This window comes from Streptomyces sp. NPDC093544 (assembly GCF_040683495.1).
Lineage (GTDB): Bacteria > Actinomycetota > Actinomycetes > Streptomycetales > Streptomycetaceae > Streptomyces.
Map to the genome: position 1 here is coordinate 231,659 of NZ_JBFBEA010000016.1, position 17,851 is coordinate 249,509.

Annotated in this window: 15 protein-coding genes; 10 read left to right on the forward strand and 5 right to left on the reverse strand. The window is 69.5% G+C overall.

Annotated elements, in window-relative coordinates; all coding sequences use genetic code 11:
• Nucleotides 1–4 precede the first annotated feature (4 nt).
• Together AB0N66_RS25195 and AB0N66_RS25200 are read left to right on the forward strand one after the other, a co-directional pair.
• Nucleotides 5–706 (forward strand): ABC transporter ATP-binding protein, encoded by a 702-nt coding sequence (locus tag AB0N66_RS25195; RefSeq protein ID WP_365439068.1) that lies wholly within the window; start codon nucleotides 5–7, stop codon nucleotides 704–706.
• Between the two features lie 13 nt (nucleotides 707–719).
• Complete coding sequence (locus AB0N66_RS25200; protein ID WP_365439019.1) at nucleotides 720–1,733, forward strand: ABC transporter substrate-binding protein; 1,014 nt, start codon at nucleotides 720–722, stop codon at nucleotides 1,731–1,733.
• Between the two features lie 7 nt (nucleotides 1,734–1,740).
• On the opposite strand, the gene AB0N66_RS25205 is transcribed toward AB0N66_RS25200, so the two are convergent.
• Both AB0N66_RS25205 and AB0N66_RS25210 read right to left on the reverse strand, forming a co-directional pair.
• The gene (locus AB0N66_RS25205) at nucleotides 1,741–2,181 is read right to left on the reverse strand and encodes a protein-tyrosine phosphatase family protein (RefSeq protein WP_365439021.1); all 441 of its coding nucleotides are present in this window, start codon (nucleotides 2,179–2,181) and stop codon (nucleotides 1,741–1,743) included.
• Between the two features lie 4 nt (nucleotides 2,182–2,185).
• Nucleotides 2,186–3,118 (reverse strand): FCD domain-containing protein, encoded by a 933-nt coding sequence (locus tag AB0N66_RS25210; RefSeq protein WP_365439023.1) that lies wholly within the window; start codon nucleotides 3,116–3,118, stop codon nucleotides 2,186–2,188.
• Nucleotides 3,119–3,362: 244 nt separating this feature from the next.
• Between AB0N66_RS25210 and AB0N66_RS25215 the strand changes: the two genes are divergently transcribed.
• The 5 genes from AB0N66_RS25215 (at nucleotide 3,363) to AB0N66_RS25235 (ending at nucleotide 10,102) form a co-directional block, all read left to right on the forward strand.
• Complete coding sequence (locus AB0N66_RS25215) at nucleotides 3,363–4,991, forward strand: ABC transporter substrate-binding protein (RefSeq protein ID WP_365439025.1); 1,629 nt, start codon at nucleotides 3,363–3,365, stop codon at nucleotides 4,989–4,991.
• A 25-nt stretch (nucleotides 4,992–5,016) separates the two neighbouring features.
• Nucleotides 5,017–5,976 carry an ABC transporter permease gene (locus tag AB0N66_RS25220; protein ID WP_365439027.1) on the forward strand — a complete coding sequence of 320 codons (960 nt, stop codon included), beginning with the start codon at nucleotides 5,017–5,019 and terminating at the stop codon, nucleotides 5,974–5,976.
• On the forward strand, nucleotides 5,976–7,967 hold the full coding sequence (locus AB0N66_RS25225; RefSeq protein ID WP_365439029.1) for a dipeptide/oligopeptide/nickel ABC transporter permease/ATP-binding protein: 1,992 nt from the start codon (nucleotides 5,976–5,978) through the stop codon (nucleotides 7,965–7,967). The genes AB0N66_RS25220 and AB0N66_RS25225 overlap by 1 nt, the downstream gene beginning before the upstream one ends.
• Nucleotides 7,968–8,102: 135 nt before the next feature.
• The gene (locus AB0N66_RS25230; protein WP_365439031.1) at nucleotides 8,103–9,170 is read left to right on the forward strand and encodes an ABC transporter ATP-binding protein; all 1,068 of its coding nucleotides are present in this window, start codon (nucleotides 8,103–8,105) and stop codon (nucleotides 9,168–9,170) included.
• The gene (locus AB0N66_RS25235; RefSeq protein WP_365439032.1) at nucleotides 9,167–10,102 is read left to right on the forward strand and encodes a dihydrodipicolinate synthase family protein; all 936 of its coding nucleotides are present in this window, start codon (nucleotides 9,167–9,169) and stop codon (nucleotides 10,100–10,102) included. The genes AB0N66_RS25230 and AB0N66_RS25235 overlap by 4 nt, the downstream gene beginning before the upstream one ends.
• 138 nt (nucleotides 10,103–10,240) lie before the next feature.
• On the opposite strand, the gene AB0N66_RS25240 is transcribed toward AB0N66_RS25235, so the two are convergent.
• The 3 genes from AB0N66_RS25240 to leuA all read right to left on the reverse strand — a co-directional run bounded on the left by AB0N66_RS25240 (nucleotide 10,241) and on the right by leuA (nucleotide 14,247).
• Entirely contained in the window at nucleotides 10,241–11,449 is a 1,209-nt protein-coding gene (locus AB0N66_RS25240) for a sialidase family protein (RefSeq protein WP_365439034.1), read from the reverse strand.
• 177 nt (nucleotides 11,450–11,626) lie between these two features.
• On the reverse strand, nucleotides 11,627–12,322 hold the full coding sequence (locus AB0N66_RS25245) for a TerB family tellurite resistance protein (protein ID WP_365439036.1): 696 nt from the start codon (nucleotides 12,320–12,322) through the stop codon (nucleotides 11,627–11,629).
• A gap of 185 nt (nucleotides 12,323–12,507) precedes the next feature.
• Nucleotides 12,508–14,247: a 2-isopropylmalate synthase gene (gene leuA, locus AB0N66_RS25250; protein ID WP_365439038.1), complete on the reverse strand. Its 1,740-nt coding sequence runs from the start codon at nucleotides 14,245–14,247 to the stop codon at nucleotides 12,508–12,510.
• Nucleotides 14,248–14,568: 321 nt separating this feature from the next.
• Here leuA and AB0N66_RS25255 point away from each other — a divergent pair, with 321 nt between their 5' ends.
• From AB0N66_RS25255 to AB0N66_RS25265, 3 genes are all read left to right on the forward strand, one after another.
• Nucleotides 14,569–15,642 carry a M4 family metallopeptidase gene (locus AB0N66_RS25255; RefSeq protein ID WP_365439040.1) on the forward strand — a complete coding sequence of 358 codons (1,074 nt, stop codon included), beginning with the start codon at nucleotides 14,569–14,571 and terminating at the stop codon, nucleotides 15,640–15,642.
• Between the two features lie 196 nt (nucleotides 15,643–15,838).
• Entirely contained in the window at nucleotides 15,839–16,105 is a 267-nt protein-coding gene (locus tag AB0N66_RS25260) for a protealysin inhibitor emfourin (RefSeq protein WP_365439042.1), read from the forward strand.
• 212 nt (nucleotides 16,106–16,317) lie between these two features.
• The gene (locus AB0N66_RS25265; RefSeq protein WP_365439044.1) at nucleotides 16,318–17,658 is read left to right on the forward strand and encodes a GH1 family beta-glucosidase; all 1,341 of its coding nucleotides are present in this window, start codon (nucleotides 16,318–16,320) and stop codon (nucleotides 17,656–17,658) included.
• Nucleotides 17,659–17,851 lie beyond the last annotated feature (193 nt).

The window sequence follows — 17,851 nt, forward strand, 5'->3', positions numbered from 1 at the left end:
TCGGCTGAGCGTGAGCAGTGGGACCTTCGTCGGACTCGTCGGGCCCAACGGGAGCGGTAAGTCGACGCTGTTGCGGTGCGTGTACCGGGCGTTGCGGCCGGCGGGCGGGGTCGTGCGGCTCGACGGGGACGACGTGCACGCGATGGATTCGCGGGCCGCCGCCCGGCTGCTCGCCGCGCTGCCGCAGGAGTCGTCGTCCGAGTTCGACTTCACCGTCGCCGAGGTGGTCGGCATGGGGCGGCTGCCGCATCAGGGGCGTACCGCCAAGGAGGACCGGGCGATCTGCGCCGACGCCATGGAACGTACCGGGGTCGCGCATCTCGCCGACCGCGGATTCCTCGCGCTCTCCGGTGGCGAGAAGCAGCGCGTCCTCATCGCGCGGGCACTCACCCAGCAGCCGCGCGTGCTGGTGCTCGACGAGCCGACCAACCACCTGGACATCGCCCACCAGTTGGACGTGCTGGCCCTGGTCCGGGCCAGTGGCCTGACCGCGCTGGCCGCCCTGCACGATCTCAACCTCGCCGCCGCCCACTGCGATCTGCTGTATGTGATCGACGGAGGCCGTGTCGTCGCGTCGGGCCCGCCGCACGACGTGCTTCAACCAGCCCTGCTGGCCGAGGTGTTCGGGGTCCGCGCCCATCCCGTGCGACACCCGGAGACCGGTGCCGTGCAGCTGCTCTTCGACCTTCTCCCCCCGGCCCGATAAAGGAACTCCTCGTATGCGCAAGCCCGTTGTAGCCGCCGCCCTCTGCCTGTCGACCCTCGCCACCGGATGCGGCGCCCAGGTCGAGACCTCGGAGTCGAAGCCCGCGTCGTCGGCCGTCACCCTCACCAACTGCGGCCAGAAGGTCACGTACGACAAGGTCCCCGAACGCGTCGTCACGAACGACGTCGGTATCACCGAGATCATGTTCGCGCTGGGCCTGGAGGACCGCATGGCCGGGTTCGCCATGCCCGACGACAAGGGCGATCTGACCGGCGTGCCCTGGAAGGACGGCTACGAGGAGGTGAAGTGGCTGTCCAAGCAGCAGCTCACCCAGGAGAACGTCCTCGACGCCCGCGCCGACCTGGTCTTCGCCGGGTGGAACTACGGCTTCCGCGAGGACAGCGGCTTCACCCCGGACTCCCTGAAGAAGCTCGGCGTCCCCTCGTACATCCTCACCGAGTCCTGCCGCAACGGCCGTACCGAGTCCTCGCGCGGCATCATGCCGCCGCTGGACGCCCTGTACGCCGACCTCACCAACCTCGGGAAGCTCTTCGGCGTCGAGAAGCGGGCGGCCACGCTGGTCGCGGACTTCAAGAAGCAGGTCGCCGCCGTGCAGGCCGAGGCACCGACGGGCGCGGACCGGCCGAAGGTCTTCCTCTACGACAGCGGCCAGGACCAGCCCTTCACCTCCGGCCGGTACGCCGCCCCCGAGGAGATCATCAGCAAGGCGGGCGGCGTGAACATCACGCACGACCTCAACGACTCCTGGACGACGGTGGGTTGGGAGAGCGTCGTCGAGCGGGACCCGGACGTCATCGTGATCTGCAACTACGGCGACGTCAGCGCCGAGGAGAAGCGCAAGTTCCTGCTGTCGTACGCGCCGTTGAGGAACGTCTCCGCCGTCAAGAACAAGCGGATCTTCGTCCTCGACTACGTCGACCTCGTCGAGAGCCCTCGCAACCCGTCGGCCATCGCCCGCCTGGGCGCCTACCTGCGGACGGTGGCGGAGACCGACGCCACTTCATAGTCGCCACTCAGGTGGTGAAGCGCCGCACGTACCTCCGCTGCCACGGCGTCTCCACCGCGTGCCGGTCGTAGTGGCGGCGTACGAAGTCCACGGCCTCGTCCGCCGGAACACCGTCCAGGACCGCGAGACACGCCAGCGCCGTCCCGGTCCGCCCCCGGCCGCCGCCGCAGGCAAGCTCGACGCGGTCGGCAGGGGTTCGGCTCCAGGCCTCGGTGAGCAGTTCGACGGCGCGGGCCCGTTCGGTGGGCAGCCGGAAGTCCGGCCAGCGCAGCCAGTGCGCCTCCCAGGGGACTTCGGGCGGCTGCTTGCCGAGTAGGTACACGGCGTACGTCGGCGAAGGGCCGTCGGCGGGAAGCGGGCGGCGCAGGGCTCGGCCTCGCACCAGGCGGCCGGAGGGGAGGCGCAGGACGCCCGCGTCGTTCGGGTTCCAGGGCTGTTGTTGAGTCACCGGGTCAGCTCACCCCCCGTGACTCCTGCGCGGCTCGCGCCTCGATGCCCCGGAAGTGGACCGCCATGGCCCGCTGGGCGCCTTCGACGTCGTGGGCGCGCAGGGCCGTGACGATGTCGCGGTGGCGGCGGACGGTGACCTCGGGTGCCGGGTCGTCGGTCCAGCCGCGGATGCCGGAGACGCGGCGGAAGACGGTCCAGAAGGCGCCGAGGAGCTGCGGGACGAGGGCGTTGCCGAGGGAGGCGTACAGCAACTCGTGGAACTCGCGGTCGAGTTCGGCGAAGGGGCCGCCACCTTCCGGGCCCCCGGTCTCCACCCGGCCCGCAGTCTCCACCCCGCCCGCGGCCTCCACCCGGCCCGCGGCCTTCACCCGACCCGGGGTCTCCACCCCGCCCGCGGCCTTCACCCGACCCGGGGTCTCCACCCCACCCACGGCCTCCACCCCGCCCGGAGTCTCCACCCCGCCCGGAGTCTCCGCCCCACCCCGAGTTTCCACCCCGCCCGCGGTCTCCATCCTCGTCACGATCGATTCGAGTCGGTCCAGCTCTGCGTCGGAGAGCGTGCCCGCGACGCGGCGGATCAGCCCCTCCTCCAGCACCTCGCGGACCTGGAGTATCTCGGCCAGCGCGCTGGCGTCGTCGCCGGGACGGGCGAGCGTCCGGAAGGTCAGGCCGTCCACCAGGGGTGTCAGAGACGCCTCGCCGACGTACGTGCCGTATCCATGCCTTATGTCGACTATGTCGAGGGCCTGGAGGGCCTTGAGGGCCTCGCGGACGGAGTTGCGGCTGACGCCGAGGTCCTCCATCAGTTCCGCCTCGGTCGGCAGCGGCGCACCGGCCCGGAGTTCGCGGTCGAGGATCAGCTGCATCACCTCGCGCTGTATCTGGCCGCTCAACCGGCGCTCGGGTCTGCGCCGGCGACCGGTCTCCTCGGGCATGCGCCGCATCGTACGCTCGCTGGACATCCGACGTCCCACCTCCGGGCTGAAGAAACGTCAATCACTCATTGACCAGTCGTCAATTAGGCCTATTCCTAGGTGCCATTGGTCGCACCTTTGGAACATACGCCATTCGTGTGTGTTCCCTTGACCCCCCTTTCGCCCCCTCTTATGGTCACGCTGCCCCCTATGACGTAGGACGTCGTATCTCCCACTCACTGGACCACTCCTCACTGGAGGAACCGTGCGCGACGTGACCCCCACTCCGGCGCTGCACCGCCGGTCGTTCCTGAAGTACACCGGCGCGCTGGGCGCGGCCGCCGCCCTCTCGTCGTCGCTGTCGGCGTGCTCGTGGGGGCCGGAGTCCACGAACGACACCGGTGGCGGAGGCAGTGGCGGGAACGGGACACTGACCGCCGTCATCGGCTACGGGAACGACGGCAGCTGGGATCCGACGCAGACGGCGTCCGCCTTCTCCATGGCCGCCAACAACCACATCTACGAGGGCCTGCTCGACACGGACCCGATCTCCCGCGAGCCGTACGCCGCGCTCGCCACGCAGGTGCCCGCCGACCTGACCGGCACCTCCTGGAAGTTCGAGCTGCGCCCGGGCGCCAGGTTCCACGACGGGAAGCCGGTCACCGCCGACGACGTGGTGTTCGTGTTCGACCGGATCCTCGATCCGAAGACGCAGACGCTCGGCAAGGGCTTCTTCGCGAGCTGGGTGCAGGAAGTCAGGAAGATCGACGCGATGAACGTCGAGCTGCGGCTCAAGTTCCCTTTCCCCGAAGGGGTTTCGCGGCTCACCCTCGCGAAGGTCATGCCCAAGCACGTCTACTCCCTGCCGGGCGCCTGGGACGACGCGATCAGGGGCAAGGCGATCGGTTCGGGGCCCTACCGGCAGACCGCCCACCACCCGAAGTCGAACACGACCTTCGAGGCCTTCGCCGACTACAACGGCCCGCGCAGGGCGGCCTTCAAGAAGATGAACTGGCTGACGATGGTGGACGCCGCGCCGCGCGTCGCGAAGATCTCGGGGGCGAGCGCCGGAGCGCCGATCGCCGACAACATCCCGTACGCCAACATCCAGCAGCTCACCAAGGGCGGCATGACCGTCGAGGGCGGCGCAGGGATGAACAACCTCTTCCTGATGTTCAACACCCAGCACAAGCCCTTCGACGACGTGCGGGTGCGCCAGGCGCTGCACTACGCCATCGACACCGACAAGATGGTCCAGGTCGCCCTGAAGGGGCATGGCAGGTCGTCGAGTTCGTTCCTCAACGAGGGCAACCCGAGCTACCGGCCGGCGAAGACCGTCTACGCGTACGACCCGGAGAAGGCGAAAGCTCTCCTGGCGGAGGCCGGGGTCAAGGGTCTGAAGGTCAACATCATGGCGGTCAACGTCAGTTGGATCGTGGACTGCCTGCCGACGATCAAGGCTTCCTGGGACGCGATCGGGGTCAAGACGACGCTCGACCCGCAGGAGACGACGGCCGTCTTCACGAAGATGGACCAGAAGCAGGACTACCAAGTGGTCGCCGCGGCCTCGAACCCCAACCAGTTCGGCCTCGACGCGGACCTGATCATGCACTACAACTACGGCCCGCAGAACCTGTGGATGGGCTACGCCCGCTGGGCCGGCGACCCCGTGGCCAAGAAGCTCTTCAAGGACATGGACCAGGCGACGCGGGAGCCGGACGCCACCCGGAAGAAGACGATGATCCAGGACTACATCGACGTCGTCGCCGAACAGGCCGTGCTCTACCCGGTCGTGCACAACGAGCTGATGACCGCATGGGACCCGAAAAAACTCACCGGAATAAGGGCACAGCCGTACCCCGGAATCAACGTCCTGCAAGCCAAGTGGGTCTAGGGCCAGTCGAGTCGGGAGTTCGTACGTGGTCACCGTCGTCAGAATCCTGCTCCGCCGCATCGCCCTGCTCGTGCCGCTGATGCTCGGGATCGTCCTCTTCGTGTTCATCGTGATGCGGTTCTCGGACGTCGATCCGGCGTCGGCGTTCTTCCAGGGCGCCAATCCGACTCCGCAGCAACTGACCGACTTCCGGGAGCAGAACGGGCTGCTCGACCCGCTCCCGGTGCGCTATTTCCACTTCCTGGGGGACCTGCTGCACGGTGATCTGGGCACCAGCGCGCTGACCAGGTCGTCGGTACTCGAACAGGTCACCACCGCGCTGCCGCTCACGCTCCAGCTCACCTTTCTGGGGCTCGGCGTCGCCGTGGTGCTCGCGCTGCTCGGCGGGGTCACCGCCGCGATCTACCGCGACCGGCTGCCCGACCAGATCATCCGGGTCGTCTCGCTGACCGGAGTCGCGGCGCCCGGCTTCTGGCTGGCGCTGCTGATGATCCAGTATCTGGCCGTCGACCTGGGCTGGTTCCCGACCGGCGGCTACATCAACCCGGGCGACTCGGTGACCGGCTGGCTCAAGACGATGACGCTGCCCGCGCTCGCGCTGTCGCTGCCGGTCGCCGCGCAGCTCACCCGGATCGTGCGGACCTCGGTGGTCGAGGAGTTGGACAAGGACTATGTGCGGACGGCGATCGGAAGCGGTCTGCCGCCCCATGTCGTCGTCGGCCGCAACGTCCTGCGCAACGCGCTGATGAACCCGCTCACCGTGCTCGGGCTGCGCGTGGGCTATCTGCTCGGCGGGGCGGTCGTCATCGAGACGATCTTCTCGCTGCCCGGGATGGGGAAGCTGATGATCGACGCCGTGAAGAACGGTGACCCGGCGGTCGTGCAGGGCGTCGTCCTGACCACGGCCACCGGCTTCGTCGTCGTGAACCTCGCCATCGACATCCTGTATCTGCTGGTCAACCCGCGGCTGAGGGAGGCGACCTGATGTTCACGCCGTTCAATCGCAAGCGTCTCACCGAGGTCCTGTCCCGTCCCGGCATCCGGCTGCGCGGCTGGCGCCGGCTGCCGCTGCTGTCCAAGATCGCCGTCTGCTTCCTGGCCCTGGTGGTGCTGGTGGCGGTCTTCGCGCCGCTGCTCGCCCCGGACGACCCGCTCGACCAGCAGACGCCGGTCGACGGCACCGGACACCCCTCCGCGAGCCACTGGATGGGGCAGGACAGCCTCGGCCGGGACATCATGAGCCGGCTGATGTACGGCGCCCGCTGGTCCCTGGCCATCGGCCTGGGCGCCACCGCGCTCGCCCTCGTCGTGGGAGCGCTCCTCGGCGCGGTCGCCGCGACCTCGCGCAAGGCGGTCGACGAGACGCTGATGCGCTGCCTGGACGTGGTCATGGCGTTCCCGGGCATCGCGCTGGCCGCCGTCCTGGTCGCCGTGTTCGGCGGCGGGATCACCGTGCTGATCTGCGCGATCGCCTTTCTGTTCACGCCGTCGGTGGCAAGGGTCGTACGGGCGAACGTCCTCGCCCAGTACGGCGAGGACTACGTCACCGCCGAGCACGTCATCGGCGCCCGCACCCCACACATCGTCATCAAGCACGTGGCCGTCAACTGCGCCGCACCGATCCTGGTGTTCTGCACCGTGCAGGTCGCCGAGGCCATCGTCTTCGAGGCGTCCCTGTCCTTCATCGGCGCGGGCGTGAGGCCCCCGGACCCGTCCTGGGGCAGCGTCATCGCGGACGGCAAGAACATGGTGCTGACCGGCGGCTGGTGGGCCACGGTCTTCCCGGGCCTGCTGATGCTGGTCACCGTGCTGTCGCTGAACATCCTCTCCGAGGGCGTCTCGGACGCGTGGGCCGCGCCCGCCGCACGAGACGTTCCGGCGCGAGAGGCGAAGGACCGTCTTGAGGCCCCCGAGCCCGGCAGCGGAAAGGTCCTGGACCTGCCGGGGCTCACCGAGGCCGCCGCCCGGCTGCGCAGCCGGGCCCGCCCCCTTCCCGAGGGCGGCCTGCCCGTCCTGGCCGTAGAGAACCTGGCCATCGGCTTCGATGCCCGCCACGGGGGTGTGGACATCGTCGACGGCATCAGTTTCGAAGTGCAGCCGGGTGAGGTGCTCGGGCTGGTGGGCGAGTCCGGCTGCGGCAAGTCGCTGACGGCGCTGACGGTGATGGGCCTGGAGCCGAAGGGGGCCCGGGTCCGGGGCCATGTCCGTTTCAACCAGCGGCAGTTGGTCGGCGAGCCGATGCGCGCACGGCGCAAGCTGCTCGGCCACGAGATGGCGATGATCTACCAGGACGCCCTGTCGTCCCTCAACCCGGCGATGACGATCAGGTCGCAGCTGAAACAGGTCGTACGGCGGGGCGGTCGACGCACCCCCGCCGAGCTCCTCGAACTGGTCGGCCTCGACCCCGAACGCACCCTGCGCAGCTACCCCCACGAGCTCTCCGGCGGCCAGCGCCAACGTGTCCTGATCGCCATGGCTCTGTCCCGCGACCCCAAGCTGATCGTCGCCGACGAACCGACGACGGCCCTCGACGTGACCGTCCAGGCGCAGGTCATGGAGCTGCTGCTGCGGCTGCGCGCCGAGCTGGACTTCGCGCTGATCCTCGTCTCGCACGACCTGGCGCTGATCTCGGCGGTCACCGACCGGGTGGTCGTCATGTACGGCGGCCAGATCGTCGAGGTAGGGGTGACCGCCGACCTGGTGGAGGAGCCGGCCCACCACTACACGCGCGGCCTCCTCGGCAGCGTCCTGTCGCTGGAGACGGCGGCCGAACGGATGACGCAGATCAAGGGCGTCGTCCCCTCCCCCGCGGACTTCCCGGCGGGCTGCCGCTTCGCCGACCGCTGCCCGATGGCGAGCGAACGCTGCCTCGACACCCCACCCGACCTGCTGGGCAGCCGCTACCACCTGGCGGCCTGCCACCATCCGGCGATCGACCTGACACCGGAGCCGACGGAAAGCGAGGTCGTGAATTGAACGCGCTGGCTGGGAAAGGCGGGGTTGTACGGTGACCGCTCTGACTGGGGAATGCGGGGCCGTACGAGGCCGCGCCGACTGGAGGAAGCGTGGCCGTCTGGTGACCGCGCCGACTGGCGAAGGCGAGTCCGTACGGTGACCGCTCTGGTGGCCCTCTCCGACGTTCACGTCGTCCACAAGGCCCGCACCGGCGGTCTGTTCTCCCGCGACCGGGTGTACGCCCTCAGCGCCGCCGACCTCACCATCGCGCCCGGCGAGACGGTCGGCGTCGTCGGCGAGTCCGGCTGCGGCAAGTCGACGCTCGCCAAGGTGCTGGTGGGCGTGCAGCAGCCGACGTACGGCACGGTGACGTTCGGCGGCCGGGACCTGTGGTCGCTGAGCCCCGCCGAGCGGCGCAAGGCAGTCGGCGGCAGCACCGGCATGATCTTCCAGGACCCGTCGACCGCCCTGAACCGGCGCCTGACGATCCGGCGGATCCTGCGGGACCCGCTGGACGTCCACAAGCGCGGTACGCCGGCCGAGCGCGAGGAGCGGGTCAAGGAGCTGATGGAACTGGTCGGCCTGCCCCGCGTGCTGGCCGACGGCCTGCCGGGCCAGCTCTCCGGCGGCCAGCGCCAGCGCGTCGCCATCGCCCGCGCGCTGGCCCTGGACCCCGACCTCGTCGTGGCCGACGAACCGACGAGCGCCCTTGACGTGTCGGTCCGCGCCCAGATCCTGAACCTCCTGCTGGACCTGAAGGAACGCCTGGGCCTGGCCCTCGTCTTCGTCTCGCACGACATCCAGACGGTACGCAGAATGAGCGACCGGGTGATCACGATGTACCTCGGCCGGATCGTCGAGGAGACCCCGGCCCACGAGGTCACCGACAGCTCCCGGCACCCGTACACCCGGGCCCTCTTCTCGGCCACCCCCGGCCTCCTCGACCCCATCGACCCGATTCCCCTGGTGGGCCCCGTCCCCTCGGCGACCCGTCCGCCGTCCGGCTGCCCGTTCCGTACCCGGTGCTGGAAGGCGGACGAGGTGTGTGCGGGTGCCATGCCGGACTTCACGGCCGCGTCGCGCCCCGATCACCGCTACCGGTGCCACCATCCTGTGGAGGAGGGCCAGTCCACCCGCGACCTGGTCGCGCAGGCGCTGACCGCCTCGCCGGCCGCCGTCATGGCCGACGCCCCGTTCGAGCACCATCCCAGGGAGCCTTCATGACGATCCCCGCCCCGCTGACCGGTGTCGTTCCGCCCGTCTGCACGCCCCTGACACCGGCCCGCGAGGTGGACGTCCCCTCGCTCCTCAGGCTCGTGAACCACCTGGTGGAGGGCGGGGTGCACGGTCTGTTCGTGCTCGGCTCGTCGTCCGAGGCCGCGTATCTGACGGACACCCAACGGCGGCTCGTCGTCTCCACGGTCGTCTCGCACGTCGGCGGGCAGCTCCCCGTCCTTGCCGGGGCGATCGACATGACCACGCCGCGCGTACTCGACCACATCGAGTACGCGACGGCGGCGGGCGCGGACGCCGTCGTGGTGACCGCGCCCTTCTACACCCGCACCCATCCCGCCGAGATCGCCCGCCACTTCCGCGTCCTCGCCGCGCGGTCGTCCGTGCCCGTCTTCGCCTACGACATGCCGGCCTCCGTCCACACCAAGCTGAGCCCGGAGCTGGTCCTCGAACTCGCCGCCGACGGTGCCCTGGCCGGCCTGAAGGACTCCAGCGGCGACCTCGCGAGCTTCCGCTCGGTCGTGACCGGGGCCCACGCCCATCCCGGCATCACCGGCTTCAGCGTGCTGACCGGGTCCGAACTCGTCGTCGACTCCGCGCTCGCGCTGGGGGCGGACGGGGCCGTGCCCGGGCTGGCGAACGTCGACCCCGAGGGGTACGTACGGCTGTACCGGCTCTGCCGGGACGGGGACTGGGGCTGTGCCCGGGCCGAGCAGGAACGGTTGTGTTCCCTGTTCGGGATGGTGGGGGTCGGTGATCCTGCCCGGATGGGGGGTAGTTCGGCCGGGCTCGGGGCGTTCAAGGCGGGGCTGTACCTACGGGGGGTCATCGACTGCCCGGTTACGGCGGAGCCGCAGGTCGCCCTGTCGGAGGGGGAAGTCGAGCGGGTGGGTAAGTATTTGGCGGCGGCGGGGTTGCTGTAAGGGTTTTTCGCCCCCTCCGCCCCGTTTCAGCCCGTCCGGCGTTTGAGGACGAGCGCGTCCAGCGCGATACGGGGGTCTGGGGGCAGAGCCCCCGGGTACGGGACGGGAAGGGGCGGAGGGGGCGAAACAAACCCCATCTCACCCCCGCAGGTCAGCCACCCGCACCCGCCGGAACTCGATCCCCTCGTACGTCCCCGTCGAACCCGTCTCGTAGAGGACCCCGACCCGGCTGGTCCCGAGCTGCACCAGGTCGGAGTACGCAGCCGGCCGCTGCGACAGCGCAATCACCTTGGTGAACGTCGAACCCCCGTTCGCGCTACGCCAGACAGCCATCACCCGCCGAGCGGTCGGCACGGACGGCCCGGAGAAGAGCAGCCCCGCTCCCACCCCCCGCAACTGAAGAACGCTGCCCTGGACGACAGGAACACCGTTGAGCGTGGCCTGGACCGTGTACGGACGGTCCAGGCTCTCGCCACCGTCACTGGAGTAGGAGTCCAGCCGGTTACCCGCACTCGTACCGTTCTGGTCACGAGAGCTGAAGTACAGCCGCCCGTCAGGAAGTTCGGCCACGCTGCTCTCGTTCGCGTTGTCGACCCCGTCGTACGAGTCGTCGACGAACCCGAGCCGCCAGCTCAGCCCGCCGTCGTCGCTGTAGATGGCGTGGGCGCCGTAGTACTTGGGCTCCTGCCCGGTATCGCCGGACCCGGCCACTGGCGCGGCAGAGTGGTTGGCGGCGACCACGAGCCGCCCGGCATGCGGCCCGTGCCGCAGCGCGACCGCGTGCCCGGGACCGGTGGCGTACCACCGCCAGTCGGGCAGCTTCACCTCCGCCGTGATGTCACGGGGAGCGGAGAAGCTGAGGCCGTCGTCGCGGCTCGTCTGGACGAAGACGCGGCGGCTCTGTGCCGCCGTGACCTCGCCGCGCATGATCTGCCCCTCGGTCACGACACCGCTGTTGTACGACGTGACCAACACGATCCGCCCGGTCCGCGGGTCCACGACCGGCGCCGGATTCCCCCGGGTGTCGCCGTCCCCGGACGCGACGACCCGCAGCGCCCCCCACGTACAGCCGTCGTCGTACGAACGCCTGACGACGACGTCGATGTTGCCGGTGTCGCCCGCGCCGCTGTGCCTCCCCTCGGCGAAGGCGAGCAGCGTGCGGGCCGGGGTCGTGATCGTGGCTGGGATGCGGTACGTGTCGTAGCCGCCCTCGCCCGCGGTGTACGGCACGGAGGATGTGCAGTCGCGCGAGGACAGCGGGCCGGCGGACGCGCTGGCGGGCCCTGCGGCGGCCGTGAGGAGTGCGGTGGCCGCCGCGAACGCGGCCGTGCGGCTCAAGACGGTCATGACACTCCCTGGACTGCGGCGACGGCGGGGCAAGCGATGGAGGGCGGACGTGGGACGTGGGATGTCCAACAGAAACTAATCTGCCCCCTGGGGCACAGCGATACGCATGCACCCACGGCGTGTTGACGTGCCGTCAGCTCATAGTGCGCCCCGGGAGTCCGGGGGCTACAAGGAGCGTCAGGACGGCGTACGCGCCGCCGCCAGCAGCCGTGTCACGTCGTCCGAGCAGATCGTCAGGGCCGCGCCCACGGTGGACAGGACATCACGCTCGGCGGGCGTATACGGTCCGTCGGCCAGTGCAATGCGCGCCCCTTGGAGGAGGATCGCCTCCCGGCCCGTGGGGGCGAGGTGCGGGGCCAGCGGGTCCAGGGCCTCGTGGAGCTCTATGGCCAGACTCGCGCCGCACGGCTCCCCGAAGACGCGTCCCGTGTCCAGGGCGAGCGCCTCGACGAGGGCGCCGAGCTGGTCCTCCGTGCAGTCGTCGAAGCCGGCCGAGCGGACGGCCGAGGCCGCGGTCTCCAGGGACGTACGGGCGCAGCTGCCGTCCGCGGCGAGCACCGCGAGGGCGACCGTGTGGACGGCGTCGCGGAGCATCGCGGAGAAGCGGGTGGTGGTGGGGTGGTCGAGGACGTCGGCGCCGTAGTGACGGCGGCAGGCGGCACATTCGACGACGGGCCCGGTCTCGCCGCGCGGGAGAACGGGAACGCCGAGGCAGGTGATGCGGCGCCGGCCGGTGAGCCGCTGGTAGTTGCGGTCTCCTCCACAGCCCGGGCAGAAGAACTCGCCGTCGCCGACGGTGGTCCATGCGGTACGGGTGCCCAGGATCCGGGAAACCGGAACTGCACGACCGTTTCGTCCCCATCCTGGCAGCACGTCGCACACCTCCGTAACGCCGCGGCAACATCGCCGCGCTGGCGTGATGTTAGCCACATTGTTGATGTCGAGTCAGTACCCAGGACGAGACCCACCCGTGACCTGCACATGGATTGGCCGGTAAACGACACGGCCCCGACCGCCTCGAAAGGCGGACGGGGCCGGGAAATGCCAGGTGAACGGGGTCAGCGGTCCGCGCGGTTGACGGCGGAGACCACGGCCTTCAGTGAGGCACGTGTCGTATTCGAGTCGATCCCGATTCCCCACAGAACCTTGTCGCCAATAGCGCATTCGATGTACGAGGCGGCCTGCGCGGAGGCACCCTCGCTCATCGTGTGCTCCTGGTAGTCGAGCAGGCGTACGTCGATGCCGATGGACTGCAGGGCGTCGAAGAACGCGGAGATCGGACCGTTGCCGGTACCGGTCAGGACCGTGTCCTGACCGTCCACCGAGGCCTCGACGGTCAGCGAGTCGATGCCGTCGCGGTCGGTCGTGGTCTGACCCGTCTTGACCTGGATACGGCCCCACGGATTCCCGGAGATCGGGAGGTACTCGTCCTGGAAGATCGCCCAGATGTCCTTCGGGGTGACCTCGCCGCCCTCGGCGTCCGTCTTCGCCTGGATGATCCTGGAGAACTCGATCTGCATCCGGCGCGGCAGGTCCAGCTTGTGCTCGTTCTTCAGGACGTACGCGATACCGCCCTTGCCCGACTGCGAGTTGACCCGGATGACCGCCTCGTAGGAGCGGCCGACGTCCTTCGGGTCGATCGGCAGGTACGGGACCGCCCACTCGATGTCGTCGACGGTGACGCCCTTGGCGGCCGCGTCGGCCTCCATGGCGTCGAAGCCCTTCTTGATGGCGTCCTGGTGCGAGCCGGAGAAGGAGGTGTAGACGAGGTCGCCGACGTACGGGTGGCGGGGGTGGACCTCCATCTGGTTGCAGTACTCGGCGGTGCGGCGGACCTCGTCGATGTTCGAGAAGTCGATCTGCGGGTCGACGCCCTGCGAGAACAGGTTCATGCCCAGGGTGACCAGGTCGACGTTGCCGGTGCGCTCGCCCTGCCCGAACAGACAGCCCTCGATGCGGTCGGCGCCGGCCATCAGCGCCAGCTCGGCCGCCGCCACCGCCGTACCGCGGTCGTTGTGCGGGTGGACGGAGACGCACACGTACTCGCGGCGGGAGAGGTTCCGCGACATCCACTCGAAGCGGTCCGCGTGCGTGGACGGGGTCGAACGCTCCACCGTGGCGGGCAGGTTGAGGATGATCTCGCGGCCCGGGCCCGGCTGCCAGACGTCCATGACGGCCTCGCAGACCTCCAGGGCGAAGTCCAGCTCGGTGTCGGTGAAGATCTCGGGGCTGTACTGGTAGCCGAACGTCGTCCGCTCGTCCAGCAGCTTCTCGGCGTACTCCACGACCAGCCGGGTGCCGTCGACGGCGATCTGCTTGATCTGGTCCTTGGAGCCGCGGAAGACGACCCGGCGGAAGACGGGGGCGGTGGCGTTGTACAGGTGGACGTTGGCGCGGCGGGCGCCGACCAGGGACTCCACGGTCCGCTCGATCAGGTCCTCACGGGCCTGGGTCAGTACGGAGATCGTGACGTCGTCCGGGATCGCGCCCTCTTCCTCGATGATCGAGCGCACGAAGTCGAAGTCGGTCTGACCGGAGGCCGGGAAGCCGACCTCGATCTCCTTGTAGCCCATCTTCACCAGCAGGTCGAACATCTCACGCTTGCGCGCGGGCGACATGGGGTCGATCAGGGCCTGGTTGCCGTCACGCAGGTCGGTGGAGAGCCAGCGGGGGGCGACGGTGATCCGGTTATCCGGCCACGTACGGTCGGGGATGTCGACCTGGTCGTACGGGCGGTACTTGTGGACCGGCATGGAGGTGGGCTGCTGACGGTTCTGACCGCGCTGACTGTTCGCCATGATGCGAGGGCTCCTCGAAGGTGTCCGGAAGGACGGCCGACGGCGCAACGCCAGACTCCGCGGGGAGGGGGTCGGCCTCGACTTACAGGCCCTCGCCGCGGCAGCTAAGGAGGAGCAGCCCGAAACGCATGATGCTCCGCATGCTAGCCGAGCCGCGCCGGACGCGGGGGCCTGTATCAGTATGCGGGACCGCTCGCACATATAGGGCAAAGGGTGCGCCATACCACTTCAGGGCCGGACCGGGGAGCCCTTATCGTGGCATTTCACCAATCATGGTTGCCGGTAGTGACAGAGTCATGACTCAGTGCAAATGTGCCCGGCATGACCGCCAACCCGTCAGGCTTCGAGCCTGTCTTCTGCACCATCGTGCCGCCCCACGTCCTCGACAGGCTGGCCCGCGCCGACGACCCGGCGCTCGCCGGGCCCGCCCGCCGCACCCTGGAGCGCGACGCCCTCGAACGCACGCACCGCCGGCTGACCACGGTCATCGGCGCCCCCTCCGTGGCCCCGGCCAGGGAAGCCGCCGATGACAAGCCGCATCGCACGATCTACGACGCCCGCCACCGCACGGACCTGCCCGGCAGGAAGGTCCGCGGCGAGGGCGACAAGCCCGGCAAGGACGCCACCGTCAACCGTGCGTACGCCGGTCTCGGCGCCACCTTCGAGCTGTACCTGAACGCCTACCGACGCAACTCGATCAACGGCGAGGGCCTGCCGCTCGACGCGACCGTGCACTTCGACGAGAACTACAACAACGCCTTCTGGAACGGCGAGCAGATGGTGTTCGGCGACGGTGACGGCGAGATCTTCCTCGACTTCACCATCCCGGTCGACGTCATCGGCCACGAGCTGACCCACGGCGTCACCCAGTACACCGCGAACCTCACCTACTTCGGCCAGCCCGGCGCCCTCAACGAGTCCCTGTCCGACGTCTTCGGCTCGCTCATCAAGCAGTACACGCTCGGCCAGACCGCCGCCGAGGCCGACTGGCTGATCGGCGCGGGCCTGCTCGCCCCGCGCGTCACCGGCACCGCGCTGCGCTCCATGAAGGAACCGGGCACGGCGTACGACGACGACGTGCTCGGCAAGGACCCGCAGCCCGCGACGATGGACGACTTCGTGAACACGGGCCGCGACAACGGCGGCGTCCACATCAACTCCGGCATCCCCAACCACGCCTTCTACCTGACCGCCACCGCCCTCGGCGGGAACGCCTGGGAGCGGGCGGGCCAGATCTGGTACGACGTGCTGACCGGCGGCGAACTGGGCCAGCAGGCCCTGTTCACCGACTTCGCCAAACTCACGATCGCCGCGGCACGCACCCGCTTCAACGACGGCGAGGAACTACAGGCCGTCCTGAAGGCCTGGGAACAGGTCGGGGTACCCACCTCCTAGGGGGTGTCGTTCGGATCACCTCGGATCAGGCCGCGGCGCATGGTGCGGTGCATCGCAAGGCGGAGCATGACCCGCGTACTGAACGTACTCGGGTGATGCGACAACGCGGCGAGGCGCCGTGCCATGCGCCGCGGACCCGGGGTGATCCAAACGACACCCCCTAGCCCCCCGCCACGCCACGGACTAGACAGGACCCATGCGTATTCAGGTAAGGCGCACGGGCGGTTTCGCGGGCATCCAGCGCCATGGCGAGGTGAACACCTCGGGACGCCCCGATGCCCACGAGTGGCACACCCTGGCCGAGAAGGCACTCGCCGCCGGCCGGGGCACCGCCCCCATCGGCGTTCCGGACGGCTTCAGCTACGAGATCACGGTGGACGGGAAGACGGTGTACGCGGCGGACCCGAAACTGACGGAGGAGCAACGGAGCCTGATTTCGAGGGTGTTGAAGGAGGGCGCGTAAGGGGCGAGAGCCCAGCCCGAGAGGCGGTCAGGGGCGCTCGCGTCATGACGAGGGCCCAGGCGAGGGCTTTTAGGGGCGCGGGGAACTGCGCGACCAGCCCCCGACGGCCCGCAGTCGCCCAACAACCGCAGCCCCATCCCCATAAGGCGCCCCACGGAATCCGTAACTCGCAGTTCACGCCCGCCCGTTGACTTCCGTTACTGCGAGTAAGGATGATCGCGCGCATGGCGACGAGTCCCCTCCCGCAGTTCCCGCCCACCTTCCTCTGGGGCGTATCCACTTCGGCCCACCAGATCGAGGGGGCCACAGACGAACGCGCCCCCTCGGTATGGGACACCTTCACCGCCGAACCAGGCCACGTGAAGGACGGCTCCACCGCCGAGGTGGCCTGCGACCACTACCACCGCTACCGCGAGGACGTCCACCTCCTGCGCAACCTCGGCGTGGACGCGTACCGCTTCTCCATCTCCTGGCCCAGGGTGAACTCCCCCGGCGGCCTGGACTTCTACGACCGTCTCGTCGACGAACTCTGCGCGGCGGGCGTACGTCCGGTGCCGACCCTCTTCCACTGGGACCTGCCCGTCGACCTCGACTGGCTGGACCGCTCGACAGCGGAGCGCTTCGCCGAGTACGCGGCCGTCGTCGCCGCCCGTCTCAGCGACCGCGTCACGAAGTGGATCACCCTCAACGAGCCCGCCGAGCACACCCTGTTGGGCCATGCGCTGGGCGCACACGCACCGGGGAAGAAGCTGCTGTTCGACGCCCTGCCGGTGGCCCACCACCAGTTGCTGGCACACGGTCTGGCCGTACGGGCGCTGCGTGCGGCCGGAGTCACCGACATCGGGATCGCCAACTCGCACGGGCCGACCTGGGCGGCGTCGGACAGCGAGGAGGACGTGCAGGCCGCCGACTTCTACGACCTGCTCCTCAACCGCCTGTTCGCGGACCCGCTGCTCCTTGGCCAGTACCCGGACGGCATCGCCGACCTGCTCCCCGGTGATATCGAGTCGGACCTGAAGATCATCGCGGAGCCGCTGGACTGGTACGGCATCAACTACTACCAGCCGACCAAGGTGGGCGCCCCCGAGGGCGCGGAGATCGAGTTCAGCGGACTGACGCTGCCCGCCGAACTCCCCTTCTCCGTACGGGAGCTGGAGGGCTACCCGGTCACGGACTTCGGCTGGCCGGTGGTTCCCGAGGCGCTGACCGAGCTGCTGACCGGCTTCCACGAGCGCTACGGCGACCGGCTCCCGCCCGTGGTCATCACCGAGAACGGCTGTAGTTACGAGGGGATCGACGACCAGGAGCGCATCACGTTCCTGGACGGTCATGTGCGGGCGCTGCACCGGGCGTTGGAGGCGGGTGTCGACGTACGCGGCTACTTCGTGTGGTCGCTCCTCGACAACTTCGAGTGGGCCGAGGGGTACACACGCCGCTTCGGCCTCGTCCACGTCGACTACGGAACGCTGGAGCGGACGCCGAAGGCTTCGTACGCGTGGCTGCGTGACGCACTGCGAGGCCCTCTGCGGGGCTCTCTTCGGGCCCAGGGATGACGACGGCGCCGACCGACGCGGGCGAGCCGTCGGCGGCGGCGGCGCCGGCCGAGCCCGTCAGGGGCATCCCCCCGGTTTGAGCGAAGCCGAGAACTGGGGGGGGTGCCCCTATGACTTTGGTCAAGGGGTGATCGGGGTTGGTGGTTGGTAGAAAGTGCCGTCGCGGAGCATCGCGAAGAGCACGTCGGCTCGC

Excerpts from the sequence above, each read along its gene's own strand:
- AB0N66_RS25200 (WP_365439019.1), top strand. The coding sequence starts at position 720 with ATGCGCAAGCCCGTTGTAGCCGCCGCCCTCTGCCTGTCGACCCTCGCC.
- AB0N66_RS25210 (WP_365439023.1), bottom strand. The coding sequence starts at position 3,118 with ATGCCCGAGGAGACCGGTCGCCGGCGCAGACCCGAGCGCCGGTTGAGC.
- AB0N66_RS25225 (WP_365439029.1), top strand. The coding sequence starts at position 5,976 with ATGTTCACGCCGTTCAATCGCAAGCGTCTCACCGAGGTCCTGTCCCGT.
- AB0N66_RS25235 (WP_365439032.1), top strand. The coding sequence starts at position 9,167 with ATGACGATCCCCGCCCCGCTGACCGGTGTCGTTCCGCCCGTCTGCACG.
- AB0N66_RS25240 (WP_365439034.1), bottom strand. The coding sequence starts at position 11,449 with ATGACCGTCTTGAGCCGCACGGCCGCGTTCGCGGCGGCCACCGCACTC.
- leuA (WP_365439038.1), bottom strand. The coding sequence starts at position 14,247 with ATGGCGAACAGTCAGCGCGGTCAGAACCGTCAGCAGCCCACCTCCATG.
- AB0N66_RS25255 (WP_365439040.1), top strand. The coding sequence starts at position 14,569 with ATGACCGCCAACCCGTCAGGCTTCGAGCCTGTCTTCTGCACCATCGTG.
- AB0N66_RS25260 (WP_365439042.1), top strand. The coding sequence starts at position 15,839 with ATGCGTATTCAGGTAAGGCGCACGGGCGGTTTCGCGGGCATCCAGCGC.
- AB0N66_RS25265 (WP_365439044.1), top strand. The coding sequence starts at position 16,318 with ATGATCGCGCGCATGGCGACGAGTCCCCTCCCGCAGTTCCCGCCCACC.